The organism is Herpetosiphon giganteus, assembly GCF_016907925.1.
GTDB classification, from domain to species: domain Bacteria; phylum Chloroflexota; class Chloroflexia; order Chloroflexales; family Herpetosiphonaceae; genus Herpetosiphon; species Herpetosiphon giganteus.
In genome coordinates this window covers 35,435-56,910 of record NZ_JAFBCZ010000033.1, presented here as the reverse complement: position 1 = coordinate 56,910, position 21,476 = coordinate 35,435, and the positions used below count along the sequence as shown (strand labels likewise).

Sequence of the window (21,476 nt, the reverse complement as noted above, 5' to 3'; positions counted from 1 at the left end):
TTGAACTCGCGATGACAAATCCTTGGTTTCCATATCGGGCTGCTCGCCAGAACCCGCAACTAAAACTCTTTTGTTTCGCTTTTGCAGGCGGGGCTGCTTCGCTCTTTCGAACTTGGCCTTTAAAGCTGCCAGATTGGGTTGAGGTTGTCGCGGTTCAATTGCCTGGTCGCGAAAGTCGCCTGCGCGAACCACTTTATACCGATTTGATGAGCTTAGTCAACGATCTTGGCCAAGTGCTCGCGCCTGAGCTTAATCAGCCATTTGCGTTTTTTGGGCATAGTTTAGGGGCAATGATTAGTTTTGAATTGGCCCGCGAATTGCGCCGCCTGCAAGTGGCTCAGCCTTCGTGGTTATGGCTCTCAGCCCGCCGTGCCCCGCAACTACTCGATACTAGCCCTCGCATAGCCCACTTAAGCAAGCAGGCATTCACCGAACATATGATTCAACATTATCAAGGAATTCCGCCCGAAGTGGCACGAGAGCCTGAGTTGATGAACCTGTTTGTGCCAATTATGCATGCCGATATTCAGATGGTTGAAACCTATGCCTATGCTGATCAGCCAGCATTAGATTGCCCACTAACCGTTATTGGTGGTATCGATGACCCAACCATGACGATGGCACATTTGAGCCCTTGGCGACAACAGACAAGCAAGCGCTTTAATCTGCGTCAGGTTCCAGGCGATCATTTTTTTGTGCGCAACCAACCTGATCTGCTGCTCCAAATCATCAATGAGGAACTTAATCTCTTAACCACATTCAATCAATTAGAGTAACCAGCCAAACCACGTTTGTTAGCCTAGGCTGCGAAGCTAGGTTGGCAGCTAAACATACCCGAACAACTTTAGAATGTTCGGCTAAAGCAATTCGCTTTATGGTAGTGAGTGAGGGTCTCCTGTGACGAATTATGAATTATCGCTTGATGAACAAGCACTGTTACAAGCTGCGTGTGATCCTAAAACGCAGCCAGAGGAACTTGTCCGGATTGCGAACTATCTCGATCTGGTTTCTGACCCTGACTTTGAGCGCCCTGCTTCAGGAACCGACTTCCTGCGGTTTGTTGGTCGCCAAGGGCCATTATCAGTCGTTTTAGAGCGTAATTCGCGCTCACCAATCGTTGCAGCATTGGTGGCGAATCCCAATACGCCGCAAAAAACGCTCTTGCATTTCGCCGCCGACTTTCCCGAAGCCTTTCTCAACAATCCGGCGCTGCTGCTATTGTTGCTTGAGCATCCCGATTTATTTCGGCAGATGGATGAGTTACGCTTATTAGTGTTTCTGCGCCATGCATCGATCCCTGCTAATCTGCTAAATACGATTCGTGGCTATGCTTCGCCAAATGTTGCCCAGGCGATTGCCTATCATATTAATATTTATGGTGAGGCTGGCGCTGATTGGCAACAGCAGGCCGAAGCACTTTTGGCGCATATCCCGCTGCCACCAGTCGATGGCCAAGAGTTTTTGATTGAGCACCTAGCGCTGCAGACGCTGCCACCATGGCTTGAGCAACGCATTCGCGAATCAAACGAAGAACATATTCAACAAGCCTTGGTGCAAACGGTAACGGTCTTGGAAGAAGAAGTTTTTGCGGCGATGAGCTATACGGTCAACAATCAGAGCTTTGATCTCGCTAGCATTGCCACGGCAGATCGTGAACAACGCAAGCTTGCCGCTGAATCAAGCGACCCTGAACTCCTCAGATTGCTGGCTGATGATGATGATCCAAGTGTGCGTGCTCGTGTCGCCTTCAATATTAATACACCGCTTGATGTATTGCCCCGTTTAGAGCTTGACGACGTGCAGCCGGTGCGCAATGCCCTTGCACTAAACCCAAATGTTCCGGCTGAGTTGTTGGCGACAATGGCTCGCGATTATAGCTGGTCGGCGTTACGGATGCGCAAAGCAATTGCCCGTCATCCCAATGTGACCCCCGATATTTTAGTACGGTTGGCCACCGATGAATCGATTCAGGTTCGCAATGAAGTTGTGCGCAATCCTCAAACATCGGTTAGCGCCCGCCAACAATTGCTTGATCGGGCATTAACCGCTGCGCTCTATTCGGCGCATCCACTATTTCACTTTATCGCCATGGCCAATCAATACACCGATCCGCAACATTTGAGCAAAGGGGTACGCTCACCGTATTGGTATGCCCGCTATGGGTTGGCGCTCAATCCGGCAGTTCCGGTAGAAATTGTCAGTTTACTAACCACCGATAGTAATTGTTTTGTCCGCCGTGCAGCCCAAGCTGCCCTTGAGCAACGATTGAAGGAGCAGGCATGAATCCGTTAGAATTACAACACTACCTCGATACCCTGGTGCAAAAAAAGATTTATCTCAGCACCATGATTTGGGGGCCGCCAGGGATTGGTAAATCGAGTATCGTGGCGCAAATTGCCCAGCATAGTGGCATTGAGTTTATTGATGTGCGCTTATCGCAGCTTGCACCAACCGATCTGCGAGGCTTACCAGTGCCCGATAACGGCATTGCCCGCTGGTTCCCACCAGAATTCCTGCCCCAAACTGGGCAAGGCATCTTGTTTCTTGATGAATTAAACATGGCACCACCTGCCATGCAAGGGGTTGCCCAACAATTGATTCTTGATCGGCGGGTTGGCTCGTACACCCTGCCTGAGGGCTGGTTTGTCTGGGCGGCAGGCAATCGCAAAGAGGATCGCGCCTCGGTATTCGATATGCCAGCACCCTTGGCAAATCGCTTTGTTCACCTCGAAGTCGCACCTGATTTTGATAGTTTCAAAGCCTATGCCCTAAATGCCAATGTTGCCGAGCAGGTAATTGCCTTTCTCTCATTCCGGCCAACCCTGTTGCACAAACTTAATCCACAGCATCCAGCTTGGCCATCACCACGCTCGTGGGTTATGGCAAGTCAACTTTACCAAGCCGAGCTTGATCTTGCTCCAGTGGTGGGCATTGATGCAGCGGCTGAATTTTACTCCTATACTGAACTCTATCAAACGCTACCTGATTTTGATGCGATTCTCAGTGGTGAAGGCTCAAGCCTTGCCTTTCCAAGCGAGCCAGGCGCACGCTATGCCAATACAATCGGCTTGACCTTACGGGCTTCAACCGCCGATAGCGCCTATCAAGCCTTTTGTTGGATGGCTGCTCAAGCCCCAACTGAATGGGTACAGGTCTTTATTGCCGATATTATGCGTCAATTACGGCTCAAGGGCCAAATTGGAGCCTTTGCTGCCTATGTTCAAGGCGATGCACAATTACAAGCCTTCTTCCAGCAATATCAAAGGATGTTGGCATGAGTGCCAGCCAACTTGACAGCATGATTAGTGCGTCGGTGCTGCGGCTGCGCACCCGTTCGGCCTACTTTGCAACGCTGGTGTTGTTTGCGCCAGTGGTGGCTGCAACCAATGTGAATCAGACAGCAACCGATGGCGAACGGGTATACGTCAACCCAGACTATTTCGCCACCCTGCGCCAGCAAGATCAAGATCGCTTGATCTTGCATCAGGTGTTGCATGCAGCGCTGTTGCACATTCCACGCCGTGGCAGTCGCAACCCACGCATTTGGAACACTGCCTGCGATATTGTGCTGAATGGCATTGTCAGCACAATTGAGGGTATTGGCTGCGACCCTATGACACTGCGCGACCCTGAACTTGAAGCATTAAGTGTCGAAGAAGTCTACGAATTACTAGTGCGCGACCCCAGCCGCTACCCCCTGACCGACTCGCTCGATTTGCTCGAAGCAACCGAGGCTGATCGCTCAGGGCTGAGTGGCCAAGGCGGTTTTGAACAGGAAACCCGCGGTACAAAACGCAATGCAGTGCTTGAAGCTCACTGGCGAAATGCTCGCCACCAAGCTGATCTGATTGCGCTCATGGTGGCTCAAGGTAGTTTGCCAAGCAGCATGCGCCGTGAGTTGAGCAGCACCGACCCAGAGAAACTCGATTGGCGTACCTATTTATGGCGCTATTTAGTCCAAACCCCTACCGATTTTGTGGGCTTTGATCGGCGTTTTATTAGTCGGGGTCTCTACTTAGATGCCTTAGCTGGCGAGAGTCTCCAAGTCTTTGTGGCGGTGGATACCAGCGGCTCAATCGATGAGCGCCATTTACACTTATTTATGGATGAGGTGCAGGGGATTTTGCGCTCGTATCCGCATATCAACTGTGATCTTTTTTATGTTGATGCCGAGGCTCATGGGCCATTTCAACTAACCGCCCATAGCCCGATTCCTGAGCCAATCGGTGGTGGCGGCACCGATTTCCGACCCTTCTTTCAAGCACTTGAGGGCTTAATTCGCCCCCATATGCCAGTAGTTGCCGTCTATCTGACTGATGGCTATGGCAGCTTTCCGCAGATGCCCCCCGATTATCCTTTATTGTGGGTGGTGGTTGCTGGCGGCCTTGATAGCGAAGCATTTCCCTTCGGCGAAGCCATTCGGCTGGTTCTGGAATAATCAACAAGCAGCAGTAAATTTATATTAAATGCAGTGCCATGAATTACGCAGTGGGCTCAGTATTGTTTATGGTGAGACTTCATGATTTGGAGAGATACCGTGATGATTGGGTTAAACCCAAAATTGACTCTCCTAAGTAACTGGCGTGATCGTCGCAGGAACCAACTCCAAGCCCAAGGCTTTTGCGCGTTGGGTGAGGTTTCGGACAACGCGATCACGGTAGCGTTGTTCGTACGCATCGTGACCCGTATCCACATAGGCCGTCCCATGCTTGAGCATGGGGTTAAACGCAAAACCACTCAAATAAGGGTTATGGTAGCTGGTATCACTGCATCCGAGGGCATCGCGACGACACTGTGCCACCACGCTAAGCCACGACATGGTGGTTCTGGAACATTCTCGGTGCAACGGCGCTTGACGGCAGGCTATGGAGGTGATGCCGCTGGGGGCTGAGCGATCAGGCGGATGCGCAGCAGTGCGAGGCTAGCACGACCATAGGCCTGCCGTTTCAGCAGCTTCAACCGATGAATTTGCCCTTCGACTGGCCCATTGCTCCATGGCCCCGCAATCCCGGCGCGAACCGCTGCTTCATCGTGGCGCAACCGCTGCGCAAAGCGCTGGATATGCCCCGTTGTGGTGACCGCCGCCGTGATCCATGCTGTGAGCGCCGCCGCTTCATGGGCGCGAATCATGGCCAGAAACTGCTCGCTGAGCCTGATCAGCGTGGCACAGTCGGGATCTGCCGCCGCAACCGCATCCAAAAATGCCTGTTGGCTGGCCGTGCGGCGTGCGGGCGCGAGCAGCACCCATTGGGCGGTTTGTCCAGCTGAGGGAATCCGTCCATTACTCAAGGCGTGGGTTGGATGGATGATCGTCCGTGGTTTGGTTTTTTGACAGCCCATCAACGCCAGATACCGCCGCACCGCGACCTCAGCTCCGGTGAAGCCTTGGGCGCGAATCATGCGCCACAACTGGCGCGGACTCTCGCATCCCGCACTCCATTGCTGCAAGAGGAATTCCTTGTACGGGTCAAGGGTGGTCCGCCGTAGGGGCTGAACCCAATCAGGGGGCTGTCCATGGCCAAATAGCGATAGACGGTCGAGCGGTTGGTTGCGACCATCTTGGCAATCGTCACAATATCGGCCCCAGTGGCACGCAGCGCATGAATCTGCGCATGCAGGGCACACAGCACCGCATGGCGCTCGCGTCGCACCGCGATCGCGGCCTCCAGCATCGGGGCATCCGGCCCATGGCGACCCGTGCGGGTCAGTGCCCCCACGAAGGGATCGACCAAGGGCACAGCCGCAGGTGCTTCAGGCGGAGCACAAGCCGCCCGCAGTACCGCCCGTTTGCTCAGCAAGGCGGCTTCGAGGGCTTCGCCATAATTCTTGATGAGATGCCAGCGATCAACCACCTGGGTTGCGGTCGGCAGCGCAGCGGTAATGGCAGCAGCAAACCCACCACCGCGATCACGACTGACAATCTGAATGGATGGATACTGGCGGAGCCATGCGACAATCGTGCTTTGCGCTTGGTCTGGGAGGAGATCGAGGACGCGATTCGTCTGCAAATCGACGACAATGCAGCCATAGGCGGTGCGTTTGCGCCACGCCCATTCGTCAATGCCGATGGCGGTTGGGGTGGTGATGGGCGGGATGGGCAGGTGATGGATACGACGCAGCATGGTGGTGTGGCTGGTTGGGATGCCGAGTGACTGGGCAACCCGCGCTCCTGGCCGTCCGCCAAGGGCAAGGCCGATGGTTTGAACGGCGTGGGTGAGCCGAATGGTGCTGCGCTGGCGAGGAGCGGCGAGGGTTGGAAGGCGTTCGGTAAAAATCTGCTGGGGACAGCCGTGATGGCGACAGCGAAAGCGCCGCACCGTGAGCTGAAGGGTGATCGATGTCGTGCCGACGGTGCGATCGGCAAGGCGGCGGCGATAGCGACTATGCACCGACGACGATGGGGTGGCACAGGTCGGACACGCCGCGACGCTGGTCGTGCAATGCGCTGCGATCTGGCAGTGCTGCGCCTGCGTCGTGATCGTATCAATGGTTATCCCATCATCGCCGACGACGAGTGCTTGAAGCGTGGTTTGGAGTTCATGCATACCTCAAGCATAGCATAGCCGTTGCACCAAGAATGTTCCAGAGCCATCATGTCGTGGCTTAGCGTGACCTGTCCCATTCGCATTGTATGCCGCAGCATAAATACTATCTTCTACCACTCCCAACGTTTCAGGCGAGCCTAATCGTGCTTGAACAACTTGGGCAAGCAAGCGATGTAGCACCACGGCTTCGGTGTCATCGAGCAATCCCAATTGCTGCAAGCGCCGTACCGCATCAATCCTCGCAGTCTGGGTCGTCTCATTCGGCACGAATGTCCGCACCAAATCGTGTGGTATTGGCACGCCGGGCGCACACCACCCCGCCCCATCGAGTATGCGCAAGGCTAATCCATCAATCGCGTTGGCTGGATCAAGCTTATTAAAACTGAGCATAAACGTCGCTTCGACATTTTGTTCATGCGCGGTTGGCGAGTCAAACGCCCCATGCCCGTGCAACGATTCATGGGCAATACCCAAGGCAACACGATACACCGAGATGGCAGGACGATAGGTATGGAGATAGCTTCCTGCCAAATGCAAAGCGAGCGGCAAATGCCCAAGATCAGTGGCAATCAGATCAGCTTCAGCATCCGTGAGGTCAGCATAGAGCGCCTGCAAAAGTGATCGACTTTCGGCGGGTGAGAGCAGCCCAAGCTGGATCTGCGTCAGCATTGGCCACTGATTGGATCGTGACGTCACTAGCACCCGACACCCGCCGACGGTGGGCTTCCACCGTTTGAGAACCGCACGATCCTCGCAGTTATCAAAAATCAGCAAGCGCGGCATCGGGGATTTCCACGCGTTCAGCACCCGCTGTACCTGCTCATCGAGCGACAAACCCGTGGTATCAATCTTCAAGCCAAGCGCACAGGCCGCAACCTGACTCGCCACCTGATCAGGGTTGGCACAGTTCAGCCAAAACACCCCGCCATGAAAATAGACCCCATAGCGATAGGCAAATTCCGTCACGAGGCTCGTTTTGCCAATCCCACCAAGGCCCGTAGCCACTGCTGGCATGATGACCGTTGGCTGCGCCGTGCCAATCGCCGCCGCTAACTGTTTCAATTCATCCTCACGACCGACAAAGTGCGGACTCGATTCAAAGGGCAGGCGCGAGGCGTGAGGCAAATCCGCACGGGGTTGGGGCACATGGTCGAGCGGAAGTGAGGCGAGCGCAGCGAAGGCAGCAGGTAGCGGATCATGCGGCTGATGCTGGTGAATCGTCTGATGAATTGGCCCATAATTGTCGCGGACGGCAATCCCTGAAACACTACTCTCGTTGATCGTCATATCCCCATGGTGGATGGTGGCAGGTAACGAGGCACGGGCAATGAGCGCGGCGAGGGTCGGATCAAGCGGCTAATGAACGCGGCGAGGGTCGGATCAAGCGGCTGCGGGAGGTGGACGTTTATCGTGTGGCCTGCATGCACATCCCCAATCGTCACCGTGGCATTGGTAAAATCATTGTTCTGGCCAAACAGCATGGAGATCGTATTTCCACCAAGCAGCGCAGGATGGCCAGCAAACACCGATTTGAGTGCCACCATAACACTCGCACGATCATACTGCGGGCAGTGGGCAAGAATGGCATCAGCCACGATGGTCATGAACGCGGGGAAATCCATGGGCAAATCCTCACACAGCGCTTAAGTGGGACTTCTTCTTTAGAGAGAGCTTATTGTCGCACAGTTCTGGCATGGATGGCACAAACATCACCCCCATGGGGGACGACTCGCGTGCATGATGTCGTGATTGAATCGCGTTAGGATTTGCCAAGTGGAATAGCCCAAACCTTTTCGATACAGCAGATTAAACAATATATGTTGTATCGCGAAAAGGGTTCTGTTGTTTTAAGTTATTTCGTTGCTTCTAATAGTTCATTGCGTAATTTTTTGGCGGCATCTACGATAGTGAGGCCATATACATCGTCATAATAAGGCGACATCCTTTGTTCAACATCCCAAGGAATAACGGTGTTTCTGCTTTCTGTTTGGTTATTTCCCTTGTCGATTTCACCTATAAGGAAAATAACTATTGGTTTCTCGTATCCATCTAGGCCATGACCAATCCCATCCACGTTTTTGAGATCACTATAGCGGCCTGTCATCCAAATAACATCAGGATATAATTCGCGAAGTCTATCTTCTGTTTGGGTCATTAATGTATTGTACGCATTGACGGTTTCTGAATGTGGTCCCATTCCTAACCCCTATACTTTGTAACAATCAATAATTTATCATAGAGAAGCGACCGCGCCATGTCAACCAACATTCGTGCAGCGAGCCGCAGACTGAACATAAGCGTTTTTTTGCATAACAACGCTTTCAATTTTCATCACAAGCCCAAGATTCGTGCTACCGAACGCCACGCCATTAAGATTATTTAATGGTGGGGCCGTTTTCGCTGCATGGACATGCAATGTGCGCTCACCAACGCAGATTCCCCCCGTTTCTTATATCGAACGTTTGTGATGACGCGAAAGTTTTGGGTTGCGGAATCGCGCTCTGATACCAAGGTATGGGGCATCGGATAGAATAGGCATCATCCATAGCCACAAAACCGTCAGCAATCGCTTGCATCGTGACCATTGTTTTGCTAGGATAAGACACCACCGCTAACCACACAGTGCCAGCAGGCCGAGGGTTTGTCACGATGAGCAGCGCCTTTGAATCCTTCCATCTCACGATTGCCGCCCCCCACGGGGATCGCTATCCCGTGACTGCCCGTACCCAAGCAGGGCATGAGGTCAGCGAACCGCTGCTGCTGCCGCTTGATGATCCGACGCTGACCGTCTACCAGACAGCGCTGGATTATCACACACCGATTGATGAATCAGTGGTCATCGCGGTTGGCCAACTCCTGTACCAAACCCTGTTTCAAGGAACGATTGCCGAAGCCTTTGCCACGGCTCGCACCCACGCCGACCAGCACAACGCGGCGTTGCGCATCCAGCTGGCGATTGATACCGATACCCGCCTGAGCGCAGCCGCCGCCCTGCCTTGGGAATTGATGGCGACTGAGGCGGGCCGTCCCCTGATGCTGGAACATGCGCTCGTGCGTACCTTTCCGTGGAATGATCCGATTCCCACGTTGGGTATTTCCTCGGGTGAGCGTATCCGCCTCGCCGTGACCTCGGCCTTGCCTATGGAGTTGGCAAACCTCCCGATTGCGGCGGAAGCCGAAGTTGAAATCATCCGTGCTGCCATCACGCATAGCTCACGACCAATTGATCTGATCGAAATCCCCCATCTCACGCGCGACCGCTTGACCGATCTGCTCACCAACCAGCGACCCCATATCGTGCACCACATCGGCCATGGCAACATCCAACGGGGCATGGGCTACCTCGACATCGAACGCGCCGACCAGTCGCGTGATCGCCTCTCGGCCCGCGAGTTCAGCACCATGATCCATCAGTCAGGGGTGCAACTGGTGGTCTTCAGCGCTGGCGAGAACCTCCTCACCAGCTTTGCTCCTATTTTTATGACCGATCGCATTCCCGCCGTGATTGGCATGCAGGCCGTGATCCTGAATCGGACGGGACACTGCTTTGCCAACGCCTTCTATGCCACCTTGGGCACGAGCGGATCAATTGATCAGGCATTGATTGCGGCTCGCAAGGCGATTTTGGCCGATGGCCATAAGCATGGAGCATGGGGATTTCCAACTCTGTATAGTCGGGTTCCGCACGGCCAGCTGTGGGGAGATCAAACGCCACAGCCCGTTGATCCACTTGCCCAACGCGACCGCGAACGCATCACGAAAGCGGCGCAGCAAATCGAGAGTGATCGCCTCCTGACGCTGCGCCTTCAGGGCTTCGTTGGTCGGGTCAACGAACTGGCGGCGATTCGCGGGCTCATCGAAGCGATGCGCTCCACGGGTGGCTATGTGCTGATCAAGGCGGCGGCAGGCGAAGGCAAGAGCAGTATCATTGCAAAAATGGTTCAGGAAGCGGGAATTGCGCAAACACCCCACCACTTTATTGCCCTCACGACAGGCCGCGAGTATCAATTGGGCTTGTTGCGGGCCGTGGTGGCCCAATTGATTCTGAAACACAATCTCACCGTTTCCTACTTCCCCGAAGAAAGCTATCCGGCGATGAAGGGCGAATTTGTGCGGATTCTGGATGATCTTTCCAAGCAAGGAATTCACGAGACAATCTATCTGGATGACCTCGATCAATTACAGCCTGAGAGTGACGGCTCGCGCGATTTATCCTTTCTCCCACCGCAGCCGCCACCAGGCATCGTGATCGTGCTTGGCTCACGGCCCGATGAGACCTTGAAACCGCTGGAGATTCTGCATCGCGTCGATTATGATCTGCCACCACTCAGCGAGCCAGATGCCTTGGCACTGTGGCGATCCGTCCAGCCTGATGTGGAGAATGAACTGTTGCATGATCTCTATACCGCGCTGAAGGGCAATGCGTTGTTTGTCCATCTGGCGGCGGATACGATGCAGGGCGCGTTGGTGGTCAATGCGATCAGTTTGACTCGGCAGATTGATCACAATCCCAGCAATCTCTTTGGGATTACCTTAGAGCGGATGAAGAGTCGATCACAGACACAATGGGATACGGTCTGGAAACCGATGCTGGCGCTATTGCTCGTGGCCCAAGAACCACTCCGGCTGGCTGTGCTCGGTAATTTACTGGGACATGACTACGATACCATGCAGGATGCCGTGTGGGTCTTGGGGGGCTTGGTCAGTCAAGGGATCGATCAACGGGTTGCGCTGCATCACCTGCTCTTTCGCGATTATTTGACGGCATCGGTGTTCAATCCCCGCGAAGTCAAACGTTGGCACCAACGACTGGCTGACTGGTGTGCGAAGGATGGGGATGCGATTTGGACTGATGATCGTGACCCCATCGAGCAGGCACGGCGTGTCTATGCGAGGAATCACTATAGCACACATCTTGCGCTGGCAGCAGATCAAGCAACAATACTATTTGGTCATACATCGAGTCTAGAATCAGTTGCTGTAACACCAGATGGTCGCTTGATCATTACTGGTTCAATAGATACAACAATCAAAGTATGGGATGCAGAAAGCTGTGAGTTGGTACGAACATTCATAGGCCATACTGCGGCGGTATGGGGGGCAGTTATTAACGCTGATGGTAGTAGAGTTGCATCAGCATCCAGTGACCGAACGATAAGGGTTTGGGATATAGAAACTGGAACTACTGTGTCGATGTGTATTGGTCATAGTGCAGCCGTATTTGCAGTTGCAATGACTTCTGATAGGCGTATCGTTTCAGGATCAGACGATCAAACGGTACGAGTGTGGGATAGTGAATCGGGAGCGTTAATATTCTCATTCGCTGGACATACAGCAGGTGTATGGACTGTAGCGGTTACGCCCCGTGGAGACTTAGCAATATCTGGATCTGAAGATCGTACATTAAGAATCTGGGATTTGTACACAGGTCAAGCACAGCGTACATTAACTGGACATACTGGCGCAATCCGACATATTGTGGTTACACCCGATGGTCGATTGGTCATCTCTTCGTCGGAAGATGGCACATTAAGGCTATGGAATATTGTGACAGGTGTTCAGGAACGCACTATAGCTACTGATAGAGATGGATTCACGGGCGTTGCAATCACACCAGATGGCCAGATGATTTTAGCAGGGTCGCAGAATGGAAATGTGATTGTTTGGGATGCAACCACTGGTGCCGTCTTAGAAACATTTACTGGACACAGCGATGCTGTGTACCGCATCGCTGTAACACCTGACAGTCGCACAGCAATCTCTGCATCACGCGATACTACAGCACGCTTCTGGACGCTTCCAATCCCGCCTATTAAGGCAAATCTTCCTGAAGGTGTTTGGATGGGAGCCTACGACCGCAGCGAGGGTAAGGTCAGCTTCGCGCTGTACGCACCGGGGAAAAAAAGCATCCACCTGATCGGCTCATTCAACGGCTGGGATCGCACCGCCGACCCACTGGCCGTATCCAAGCAGGGCATCTGGTGGATTGTCAAGAATTTGCCGGCCGGCGAGCACGCGTATCAGTTTGTGATCGATGGCAAAACCATCATTGGCGACCCCTACGCCCGCGAGGTCCGCTGGATTGGCGGTTCCCAGCCGGCCACGATCATCCGTGTCGGTACCAGCACCTATCAGTGGAATGACGATGGATTTCTTATCAAGCCTCTTAATCAGCTGTTGATCTACGAAATTCACGTCGGTGACTTTAGTCCTGAAGGCACCTTCAAAGGCATTATTGAGCGACTTTCCTATCTACAAGACCTTGGGGTAACTGCTATTCAACTGATGCCGATCTTTGAATTTCCCGGTGATAATTCATGGGGATACAATCCATCCTATTACTTTGCGCCCAAGACCAGCTACGGTACACTCAATGATCTACGCGATCTAATCGATCTGGCTCATCAGCACGGCATTGGGATATTTCTTGATGTGGTATTTAGTCTTATTGATAGCTCAAGTCCAATTAATTATCTCTATCCTTACGATGAAAATCCCTACTTTAGCAGCGATGCTAGCCCATGGGGATTCCCCACGCTCAATCATCAGAGTGAGATAGTCAAGCAGTTGCTGAGCGATGTGCAGACCTACTGGCTGGTGGATATGCACGTCGATGGTTTGCGCTACTACTACGCGATCGGGATCGGGGATCACGGCGAGAACGGCATCTCGTTTTTAACCTGGCAGGCCCGCCAGGTTAAATCGCACGTGTATCTGATCGTCGAGAACACCGACGACTACACCTCAATGGTACGCAATACCGATGCCGATGCTTCGTGGAGTATCCCCTTCCGCAACCAAATGATTGCTAACTTACGAGAGAGCGAGTTTAATGGCAAACAATACGCCGACTTATATGAAACCATGCGTCATTTTCGAGCCATTGGTTATACTGGCGACCCCCAGATGATTAACTTCATCGAGATGCATGATGAGCAGCGACTATTCTATGAAGTTATGAATAACCCCAACATTCAGCCAGACATCATGTACCACAAATCCAAGTTGGGCGCGATTACCCTATTTACCGCTGTCGGTGTGCCAATGCTCTACCACGGCCAAGAGTTCGGCATGAAAACTGAGCGCATTGTTGAGCAAAACAAGCTGCAGTGGGAGTTGCTTCAGGATGCTCAGGGCAACGACCTGCATTCGTTCTATCGCAGGATGAGCCAGTTGCATGCCAAGTGCAGAGCACTGTTTGGCAACAATATTGCTCCACTCATAATGGATGATGATCGTAAGCTACTGGCCTACTATCGCTGGAGCGATGATCAGAGCAGCCACGTTGTGGTAGTGCTGAATTTTGGGATCAACACCGAGTACCTTGATGTGCCGTTCCCGCGTGGTGGTATATGGCACGAGTGGATTAACAACGACGACCACAATATGGTTGAGGGAGTCAGCAGTATTGAGATCACCGGATCGAGCGGCAAAGTGTTTGTATTAGATAGTTTGGTGTTATCCGTTCGCTCTGTTCCACTTACTTATGGCTTGAATCTTAATCTACCGTTACGCAGCACAGTTGGCCAAACTGTGCAGGTATCTGCAGTACTAATAGCGATGGAGGGTCCGATTACCCTACCAGTCAATCTTGATGAGGTATATTGCGCTATCAGCCCTACTGACACTCTAATGCACCTTTGCAGCCCCAATCTTGCCACCATGACTCGCCGCATCGATGGTACCTTTATAACGCAGAAGTTTGAGCTTCAAGCCAAACTTCCGGGAGAGCATACCTTTACGATCGATCTCTATATAGAGGACCCACAGACAGGTCAGCGTACCCGCTATCAGAGTAATGAATATACCATCAGTGTTGATGCACCAGCCTATACCGAGTTTCCAACACCTTTGCCAAGGCTTGATGTGCAGGTCGGTATGTTGCCACCTTTTCTCCTTCAGGTTGACACTCACCTACCTGATGGAGCGAATGGCTCTTGCATGTTGACCTATCGTCTTAGCAGTCGCCTGAGGGGCAAGTCACTTTGGCTTGCTGATGTCGGTACATGCCTGCTGCCATCAGGCGCGATTTCCCGCCTTCAATCCATGCTTGTTACTGCACGACATCATGCCTCTAGTGCTGCGCCAAAGGATGCACAGGCCATTCTACTGGGTTTTGGCACCTACCTCTACGATCTCCTCTTCCCACTGAATACAGCCGCCGCCTTTCGTGAGCACTTCTGGTTAAATGCGGAGTCCATTACCAATTGGCTGATTGTCGAGCAAGGAAATATTTGGCTACCTTGGGAATTGGTGGCACCCTACCAGGATGACCAAGCACCACGCTTTCTGGGCGAGCGCTACGAACTAAGCCGCTGGATTCATGGATTAGGCTCAATCATGTATCCCGAGATAGTCATTGGTGATCTAGCCCTTGCAACTTACCAAAATACTGCTACTGCCCACGCGAATCCGGCTCGCTGGGCACAGCTGCTGGGTGCGAAATTGACTAATGATATTGGTACTGTGGCCGACCCAGACCAGGGATTCTATGGATTACATGTGCTGCGTGCTATTGATACCACCACCGGGCGTGAGATTATGCCCCGAGGAGTATCGCTGGCACAGGAGGAATCTCAACTACACGAACAGACCTTTCGCGCACGACTGGATCTCCAACGGAAACGGCCATTAATTACCCTCAGCATGCTTCGTAGCACTACGATGACATCTGATGATGACGAATGGCTGTTACCGGAACGGGTACTACCTTTCCTTCGGGCAGGGGCAAGCGCAGTAGTAGGTCCTTGGTGGTCGACATGTGCTGCTGCAGACAGAATCTTCTGGTCCACATTCTACGATTTACTCGGTTTCCAAAATGTGACGTTAGGTGTAGCCTTACATAGGGCGCGGCATGCGGTAGTTCAAGCACTGCCAGGAAATCCCGATGCTCTCGCCTATACATCTTTTGGAAATCCCCAAGCGAGACCCTATCAGCCGGAAGTGAGTGATGGCTACACTGTCCTGGAATGCCTTGATGACGATGATCCCTTGCAGTCTCATAAAGCCTATACCTTCCGAGCTAGCGTTCGACTTGCACCACCAGAGTGGCATCATCAACGTCTAGTACGAGTCCAGAAACTGCCGGACAACATGACAGTCCTGTTTATGGCACCAAATTTGGAGCCAGCTTTTTCGGATCCAATAGCGATGGAGATGGTTAGCCAGCAGATGCTTGCAGCAACAATCAGGCTGATGGCACCCAAGCAAGGAATATATCGACTCAATGCTCAATTTTTTCAGGATAATGAGTATCTAAAGACTATGCAGATCTCTTTTACTGTTGCCGATAAAGATGCGGGGGACACCGCGTATGAGTAATCTCAAAGCATCTGATTCGTTTGGACCAAGAAAAGATCCCACCCGAGATCGCATGCGAATCGGCATGACTATCGAACCTGGTGCATCGCATGGACGAATTAATGGGCAGAGGTTTTCGCTTGGCTTTGCTGCTGGAGATATTTTAAACCTAAACAATGAAATCATTAATGTCTTGGATAAACTGCGTAAGGATGTCCAAAGAAAAGGGGTTGATTTAACAGGGCAGTCGAATTACCTTACCGAGCTGCGAAAAATTGGCCTCGCAGCCTATAATACAATCCTATCTGATGAGATAACGCAGACCCATTTCCTCAATGAAGATCATAAGAACCCTAATTTACCGCCCAGACTTACATTAGAAATACCAATGGAATTGAATTTAATATGGGAGGTTCTGTACAGCGGTGATCCTTCCGGAAAGGTTGATCCTGAATGTTTCTGGGGTTTTCGCTATCCACTGGGTCGCTATTTTTGGGATACTGTTATGATTCAGCTCATCAATCTTCGTGAAGGTATTCTAGCAGGCATTCATAGTGAACTAATTGCATCGTCTAAAGAGGTAGAGCATCTTCGTACCAATCTAACAGCTCTAGACATAGCATTAAAAATGACTCTGCTTGATCAGGCTTTATCTGCTGACACACTAACCTCAGATACATTGATGGAGCTATTTATCGACCAAAATTTCCCCTATGGAATCATTCATTTTGCATGCCACTGTAATAATCCAGCCTATGCTGGAGCAACAAAGGCTTCGCTTAATCTTACCGTGCATAACAAAGACTTGGAAATCTCGATCCTTGACCTCCTGAACTATAAAAAGAAGGGCTTTCGCCATAATCCTTTTATTTTTGTGAATGCGTGTGAGACTCAAAATCTGGGGCATCTGCTGCAGACAATTAGTTTACCAAGTGCCTTTCTTAACTTTCGAGCTGGCAGTGTGATTGCGACAGCATGTACGATGCCCGATGTATTCGCTAGTGAGTTCGCCCGTGTGTTTTATCAACTGCTTTTGGCTGGTCCAAATCCCTCGCGGGAAGTTCACGCGATCTTAGATGCCGCAGAGCTAAATGTAGAGATTTATCGTCTGGAGTATCTTGCTGAGGTCTTGTTAGCAACGCGCCTCTATTTCTTAAAACACTATAATAATCCCTTAGGATTGGCATATGGACTATATGCCGTCTCAGATCAAAAAATTCAACTGTGGTAAGTTCGGAGGAATGCAATGACAGTTCAGGATCAGATTAATGCAATGTTCGAAAACCTTAAGCACATTTTGGAAGAGATCATTGCTGTTCGAGAACGTGCCGTGCAAATTGAGGCCGGACTGTTTACAGTAAGTAGGGAGTATGCAACTCGCCTCCAGACTCTCAACAGCATAGCCGTTGAACTCAATCAACGGCTTGAAGATCTGCGAATACAACTCAAACCTATAGTTACTCCACCAAAGGCGCATAATCAGACCTCGACAACAGCATCAACTGTTGTCAATATCCCTATCGCCAGTACACAAGTCCCTGCTCAGAATCTAACGGCAGACCTGCGCGATAAACGTAAACGCGACTTGGCTGATTATCTGGAGGAGATTGTCTCGCTTGAGGATCACGAAATGATTATGCAACAGATCAATGCCTGTGTAGTTGACGATCAGCAGGATATAGGGAATATCTTAGAATTGTTAACTTGGGGTGCAATCTGGTTGCAACGCACTCCATATGAAACGTTGGATGATCAACTTAGCCGCCTTAATACCTGGCAACAAGCACTAAACGATCGATTGGGTTTCTGGAAGATCAAGGTACGGCGGCTTGAAAAAGATTCAACCTACGCTTTGTGGCAAGACCGTCAGCTCCTAACCACCGATCAATGGGAACAATTTCTCGATAATCTTGCCGTTGAGCAGCTAACTGCAAATCAAAGCTTACAAAAGAAGATCGACGTTCTACAAGAGCAACTGAAAGCCAAAATTGGCGGAGAGGTGACCCATGGCTGATCCAGAAGCCCGCGCAATAGAGCCCAGGCAACTACGAGAGATACAACCCATTGATGCCTCATATGTGCAAATCAATAGCCATTTCCAATTTGCTCCTTCAGTACCACCGTATCCCAACTGGACAACCTTCTCTAGTCAATCTCAAATGCGTGACCTTGTTTTGGATCATTCACAAACAAATCTTTGGATTGCCACGTGGGGGGGGATACTCTGCTGGTCACCCGCCTTGCGGCAAGTAATCCGGCACAACAGCGAACACGGATTGGTTGGTAATCCGATTCAAAGCATTGCGGTGGAGCAAGCGGGACATGTATGGGCCGTAACGCAAAGCGGTGCGATTTGTAAACTTACTCTTAATTCGAAAGATGGCTGGCAGTGTTATCAAACCGGGCTAGACTGGAGAGCACAGCACGTTATTGCGCGCCCTAGTGGTGGCATCGTTGCCGTATTACGGCATGTTAATGGGGGTATAGCGATAGCTGAAACCGACCCATTAGTCGATAAACTTGACTTACAGCCAGCAAGGATATTGGATGGTGTAGAAGGCGATGTATCAGCAATTTTGGCCGATGCTGATGGTTCTATATGGTTGGGAACAGACTGGGGTTTGTACTATAATACTGGTGTTAGTAAGCCCCGTTTTGTTGATCTCTCGATTGACAAGGAGGGTAATCGTGGACTGAGGATACAAATCCGAGCATTATCTTACGGTCCTGATATGATGTTATGGATCGGTACAAACTGGGGATTGTATCGCCTCGATCCCACCTGCTTTTCGTATGAGACTGCTGTTCAAGGTATGATATCCGAAGTTCTCAGCCTGACGCTCGATCGAAATAACCACACAATGTGGATATCAACGGTCAGTGGAGTAGGTCGAATTGTTAATGGTGTCTGGGAAAGCGGGCCATCTGCGACAGTCCTCCCACAACTACTTGGTAGCGGCATATTGAATGGAATGAACTCAATCTGGGCCATCGCATCTGAGGGAGTCTATCGGGTGGAAACGAATGGCCTCACTCCAGCCTTTAGACAAGATCCCGAAGATGAGCTGAGCAATAGTATCCAATGCCTCTATTCTGACGCAGATTCGGTCTGGGCTGGCACAGCCCGAGGATTATTCTATTTTAATGCAGGTCAATGGCATAAAGTCAATAGCAGCAATGGGAACGAGCCACTCCCCTGGAATATCCGGTCACTAGTTCCTGGTACCAACCCTGATGAGTTGTGGGTCGCTGCGGGACAGAGCGGGCTACGTTATATCAAGCAGTGTTTTGATCTCCCAATATTCTCACCCACTACCCATGTACTGGCAGTGGCGGCGGATAGGAGTGGAGGTTTATGGATGGGCACACCCGATGCACTGTATGGACGTAGCTACGGCAACTCCACGTGGAAGGGATATCTTGCCCCAAATCCAGCTATTCAGGTTATGTGCTACCAGCCTCCCACTACAAAAGGCACAAGCAACGCCATTATCTGGATCGGTACAGCCGCCGGATTATTCGCATATCGCCCAGATATTGATCAGCTTGAGTTGGTCCGGGGCGAACTCGAGCACCGTTCTATACAGGCATTGGCCTTTGATCCACACACCAATGAGTTGTGGGTTGGCACAGATGAAGGATTGTTTAGTAGCCCTGACTGGCATCGCTTTGGTACCTCATCAATTTACGCTCTAGCCTTCAATCCCGGATCTGAAGGCGGACTCTGGCTGGGCACCAAAAATGGCCTTGAGCGACATCCTCTGCTAGACAGTTCACTAACTACCAGCATTGAGCCATCGCACTTTACAAGCGAAAACTCGGGCCTGGCTGATGACTGGATTACCGCCCTCTCAGTGCGTGTCGTAGGAAGCACTTGTGAACTATGGGTTGGCACATCTGCTGGCGTAAGTTGCTACCGTTACCAACACTCCTAACTCGATCTGAATCCTTAATCCTCTCGGATCTAACGTAAAGGAGAGTTTATGACCATAATTGTTGGAATTGACCTCGGAACAACCAAGTCAGCTATCGCTATCTGGAAAGATGGCGAGCCTAGAATTATCCCCGACCCTGAGGGCAATCCTATTATTCCCTCCATAGTTGCCCTTAATACTGAAATCCAGCAACTTGAGGTTGGCTACAAGGCAGAATCTATTGCGGCAAGGGAACCGACCGCCGCAATTCGATCTATCAAACGGTTTATGGGTAGGCGATATGATGATGAAATTGTGCAAGAAGCTCTTCATAAGTCATATGTATCGTATGAGGTGCAAGCTGCAAAACGGCGGAGAGGCGGAATCGCGGCGGTAATTGGTAGCTACCACCTAACACCCCACCAAGTCTCAGCGGAGATCTTAAAACATTTGAAGCGTAACGCGGAGTATAAACTCGGCCACTCAATCAACCAAGCGGTAGTAACTGTGCCTGCCTACTTTCATGTCTCGCAGCGTCAAGCAACTCTTGATGCTGGGCAGATTGCTCACCTAAATATACCAAGGGTACTTAACGAACCAACAGCAGCCTGCCTAGCATATGGGTACAAAAAATCTTCTGAAGATCGTCGTGTTATCGCGGTCTATGATCTAGGCGGTGGTACCTTTGATATTTCACTTTTAGAGGCATTCGGACGCAGGCCATTTCGAGTACGGGCTATTAACGGGGACACGCTCCTTGGTGGTGATGATATTGATAGGGTAATTGTTCAGTGGGTGTTGGATCAGATAGACGGATCGCAGTCCACTGCCTTGCGTAACGATGTTCATGCCCTGTCCCTCTTGCGAGCAGCAGTAAAGCGTGCCAAGACAGAGCTTTCTACTGAACTTACAACCCGCATTCAGGTTGTCGGACCTCTTAGCTCTTCTATCAAGATGGACGATTTGGATGTGAAATTAACCCGCCAACAGCTAGAAATACTCGCCGAACCACTTATTCAGCGCACTCTGGAGCCTTGCCGCAAGGCATTGGCCGATGCCAAACTACAGCCATCAGATGTTGAAGAGGTTCTACTAGTAGGAGGGCAGACTCGTATGCCCCTGATCCGCAGTGCTGTGGAGAAGTTCTTTAACCGTGTTCCCAACACCGATCTTCCACCGGAGGAGGTGGTCGCATTAGGTGCAGCGGTGCAAGGGGCTATGCTGGCAGGTGAGGATACAGGGATAAAGTTGGCTGATGTTGTACCACTTACCCTAGGCGTACGCAAAAAAGGTGGGTTTATGCAACCATTGATTGCACGTAATACTCCTGTACCCGTGGAAGTTTCGATGGAATTCTCAACAGTTGCTGATGGTCAAGAAGAGGTCGAGGTTGAAATATTTCAAGGCGAAAAAGCTAAAGTTGCTGAGAACGAACCACTAGGGCAATTTGTGCTAAGAGGTATCGAGCCAGCACCTGCTGGTCAACCTATTATCGAGGTAGTCTTTCGGGTTGACTCCGATGGGATTATTCATGTATCAGGGCAGAATAGTCGCACTGGAAATTCTAAACAGCTTACCATTATTGGGACGCTTGGATTAAGTGAAAACGATATTAATGCAATGATTCGCGAAGCCGAAGATTATGCGATTTAATCGGATAACCAGTTGCTGCAGATTGTCGTGTTGGAGAAGCTATACTGGACAGCTGAATAAGACG

The 21,476-nt window shown here is 51.2% G+C and carries 15 protein-coding genes; 9 read left to right on the top strand and 6 right to left on the bottom strand.

Annotation, left to right across the window (positions count from 1 at the left end; translation table 11 throughout):
- The first annotated feature begins 11 nt into the window (after positions 1 to 11).
- From JOD20_RS22330 to JOD20_RS22315, 4 genes are all read left to right on the top strand, one after another.
- Positions 12 to 776 carry a thioesterase II family protein gene (locus JOD20_RS22330; protein WP_204757396.1) on the top strand — a complete coding sequence of 255 codons (765 nt, stop codon included), beginning with the start codon at positions 12 to 14 and terminating at the stop codon, positions 774 to 776.
- Positions 777 to 897: 121 nt separating this feature from the next.
- On the top strand, positions 898 to 2,283 hold the full coding sequence (locus JOD20_RS22325; RefSeq protein ID WP_204757395.1) for a hypothetical protein: 1,386 nt from the start codon (positions 898 to 900) through the stop codon (positions 2,281 to 2,283).
- On the top strand, positions 2,280 to 3,278 hold the full coding sequence (locus JOD20_RS22320; RefSeq protein ID WP_204757394.1) for an AAA family ATPase: 999 nt from the start codon (positions 2,280 to 2,282) through the stop codon (positions 3,276 to 3,278). Before JOD20_RS22325 ends, JOD20_RS22320 begins: the two co-directional genes overlap by 4 nt.
- The gene (locus JOD20_RS22315) at positions 3,275 to 4,438 is read left to right on the top strand and encodes a vWA domain-containing protein (protein ID WP_204757393.1); all 1,164 of its coding nucleotides are present in this window, start codon (positions 3,275 to 3,277) and stop codon (positions 4,436 to 4,438) included. Before JOD20_RS22320 ends, JOD20_RS22315 begins: the two co-directional genes overlap by 4 nt.
- A 132-nt stretch (positions 4,439 to 4,570) precedes the next feature.
- Here the strand turns inward: JOD20_RS22315 and JOD20_RS22310 are convergent, their stop codons facing one another.
- The 6 genes from JOD20_RS22310 to JOD20_RS22285 form a co-directional block, all read right to left on the bottom strand.
- Positions 4,571 to 4,819: a hypothetical protein gene (locus JOD20_RS22310; protein WP_204757392.1), complete on the bottom strand. Its 249-nt coding sequence runs from the start codon at positions 4,817 to 4,819 to the stop codon at positions 4,571 to 4,573.
- 44 nt (positions 4,820 to 4,863) lie between these two features.
- The gene (locus tag JOD20_RS22305) at positions 4,864 to 5,448 is read right to left on the bottom strand and encodes a transposase (RefSeq protein WP_204757391.1); all 585 of its coding nucleotides are present in this window, start codon (positions 5,446 to 5,448) and stop codon (positions 4,864 to 4,866) included.
- A complete protein-coding gene (locus JOD20_RS22300; RefSeq protein ID WP_204757390.1) occupies positions 5,397 to 6,545 on the bottom strand; it encodes an ISL3 family transposase in 1,149 nt (382 codons plus the stop codon). Before JOD20_RS22300 ends, JOD20_RS22305 begins: the two co-directional genes overlap by 52 nt.
- A gap of 3 nt (positions 6,546 to 6,548) precedes the next feature.
- Positions 6,549 to 7,832 (bottom strand): ATP-binding protein, encoded by a 1,284-nt coding sequence (locus tag JOD20_RS22295; RefSeq protein WP_420828960.1) that lies wholly within the window; start codon positions 7,830 to 7,832, stop codon positions 6,549 to 6,551.
- Positions 7,829 to 8,167, bottom strand: a complete 339-nt coding sequence (locus tag JOD20_RS27040) for a hypothetical protein (protein WP_420828959.1) — start codon at positions 8,165 to 8,167, stop codon at positions 7,829 to 7,831. Before JOD20_RS27040 ends, JOD20_RS22295 begins: the two co-directional genes overlap by 4 nt.
- Before the next feature lie 230 nt (positions 8,168 to 8,397).
- Positions 8,398 to 8,742 (bottom strand): hypothetical protein, encoded by a 345-nt coding sequence (locus tag JOD20_RS22285; protein WP_204757389.1) that lies wholly within the window; start codon positions 8,740 to 8,742, stop codon positions 8,398 to 8,400.
- 452 nt (positions 8,743 to 9,194) lie between these two features.
- Here JOD20_RS22285 and JOD20_RS22280 point away from each other — a divergent pair, with 452 nt between their 5' ends.
- The 5 genes from JOD20_RS22280 to JOD20_RS22260 are packed head-to-tail and all read left to right on the top strand — an operon-like array spanning position 9,195 to position 21,412.
- Complete coding sequence (locus tag JOD20_RS22280) at positions 9,195 to 15,866, top strand: alpha-amylase family glycosyl hydrolase (RefSeq protein WP_204757388.1); 6,672 nt, start codon at positions 9,195 to 9,197, stop codon at positions 15,864 to 15,866.
- Positions 15,859 to 17,076 (top strand): CHAT domain-containing protein, encoded by a 1,218-nt coding sequence (locus tag JOD20_RS22275; RefSeq protein WP_204757387.1) that lies wholly within the window; start codon positions 15,859 to 15,861, stop codon positions 17,074 to 17,076. Before JOD20_RS22280 ends, JOD20_RS22275 begins: the two co-directional genes overlap by 8 nt.
- A gap of 15 nt (positions 17,077 to 17,091) precedes the next feature.
- Complete coding sequence (locus tag JOD20_RS22270) at positions 17,092 to 17,859, top strand: hypothetical protein (RefSeq protein WP_204757386.1); 768 nt, start codon at positions 17,092 to 17,094, stop codon at positions 17,857 to 17,859.
- A complete protein-coding gene (locus JOD20_RS22265; protein WP_204757385.1) occupies positions 17,852 to 19,780 on the top strand; it encodes a ligand-binding sensor domain-containing protein in 1,929 nt (642 codons plus the stop codon). The genes JOD20_RS22270 and JOD20_RS22265 overlap by 8 nt, the downstream gene beginning before the upstream one ends.
- 48 nt (positions 19,781 to 19,828) lie before the next feature.
- Complete coding sequence (locus JOD20_RS22260) at positions 19,829 to 21,412, top strand: Hsp70 family protein (protein WP_204757384.1); 1,584 nt, start codon at positions 19,829 to 19,831, stop codon at positions 21,410 to 21,412.
- Positions 21,413 to 21,476: the final 64 nt, after the last annotated feature.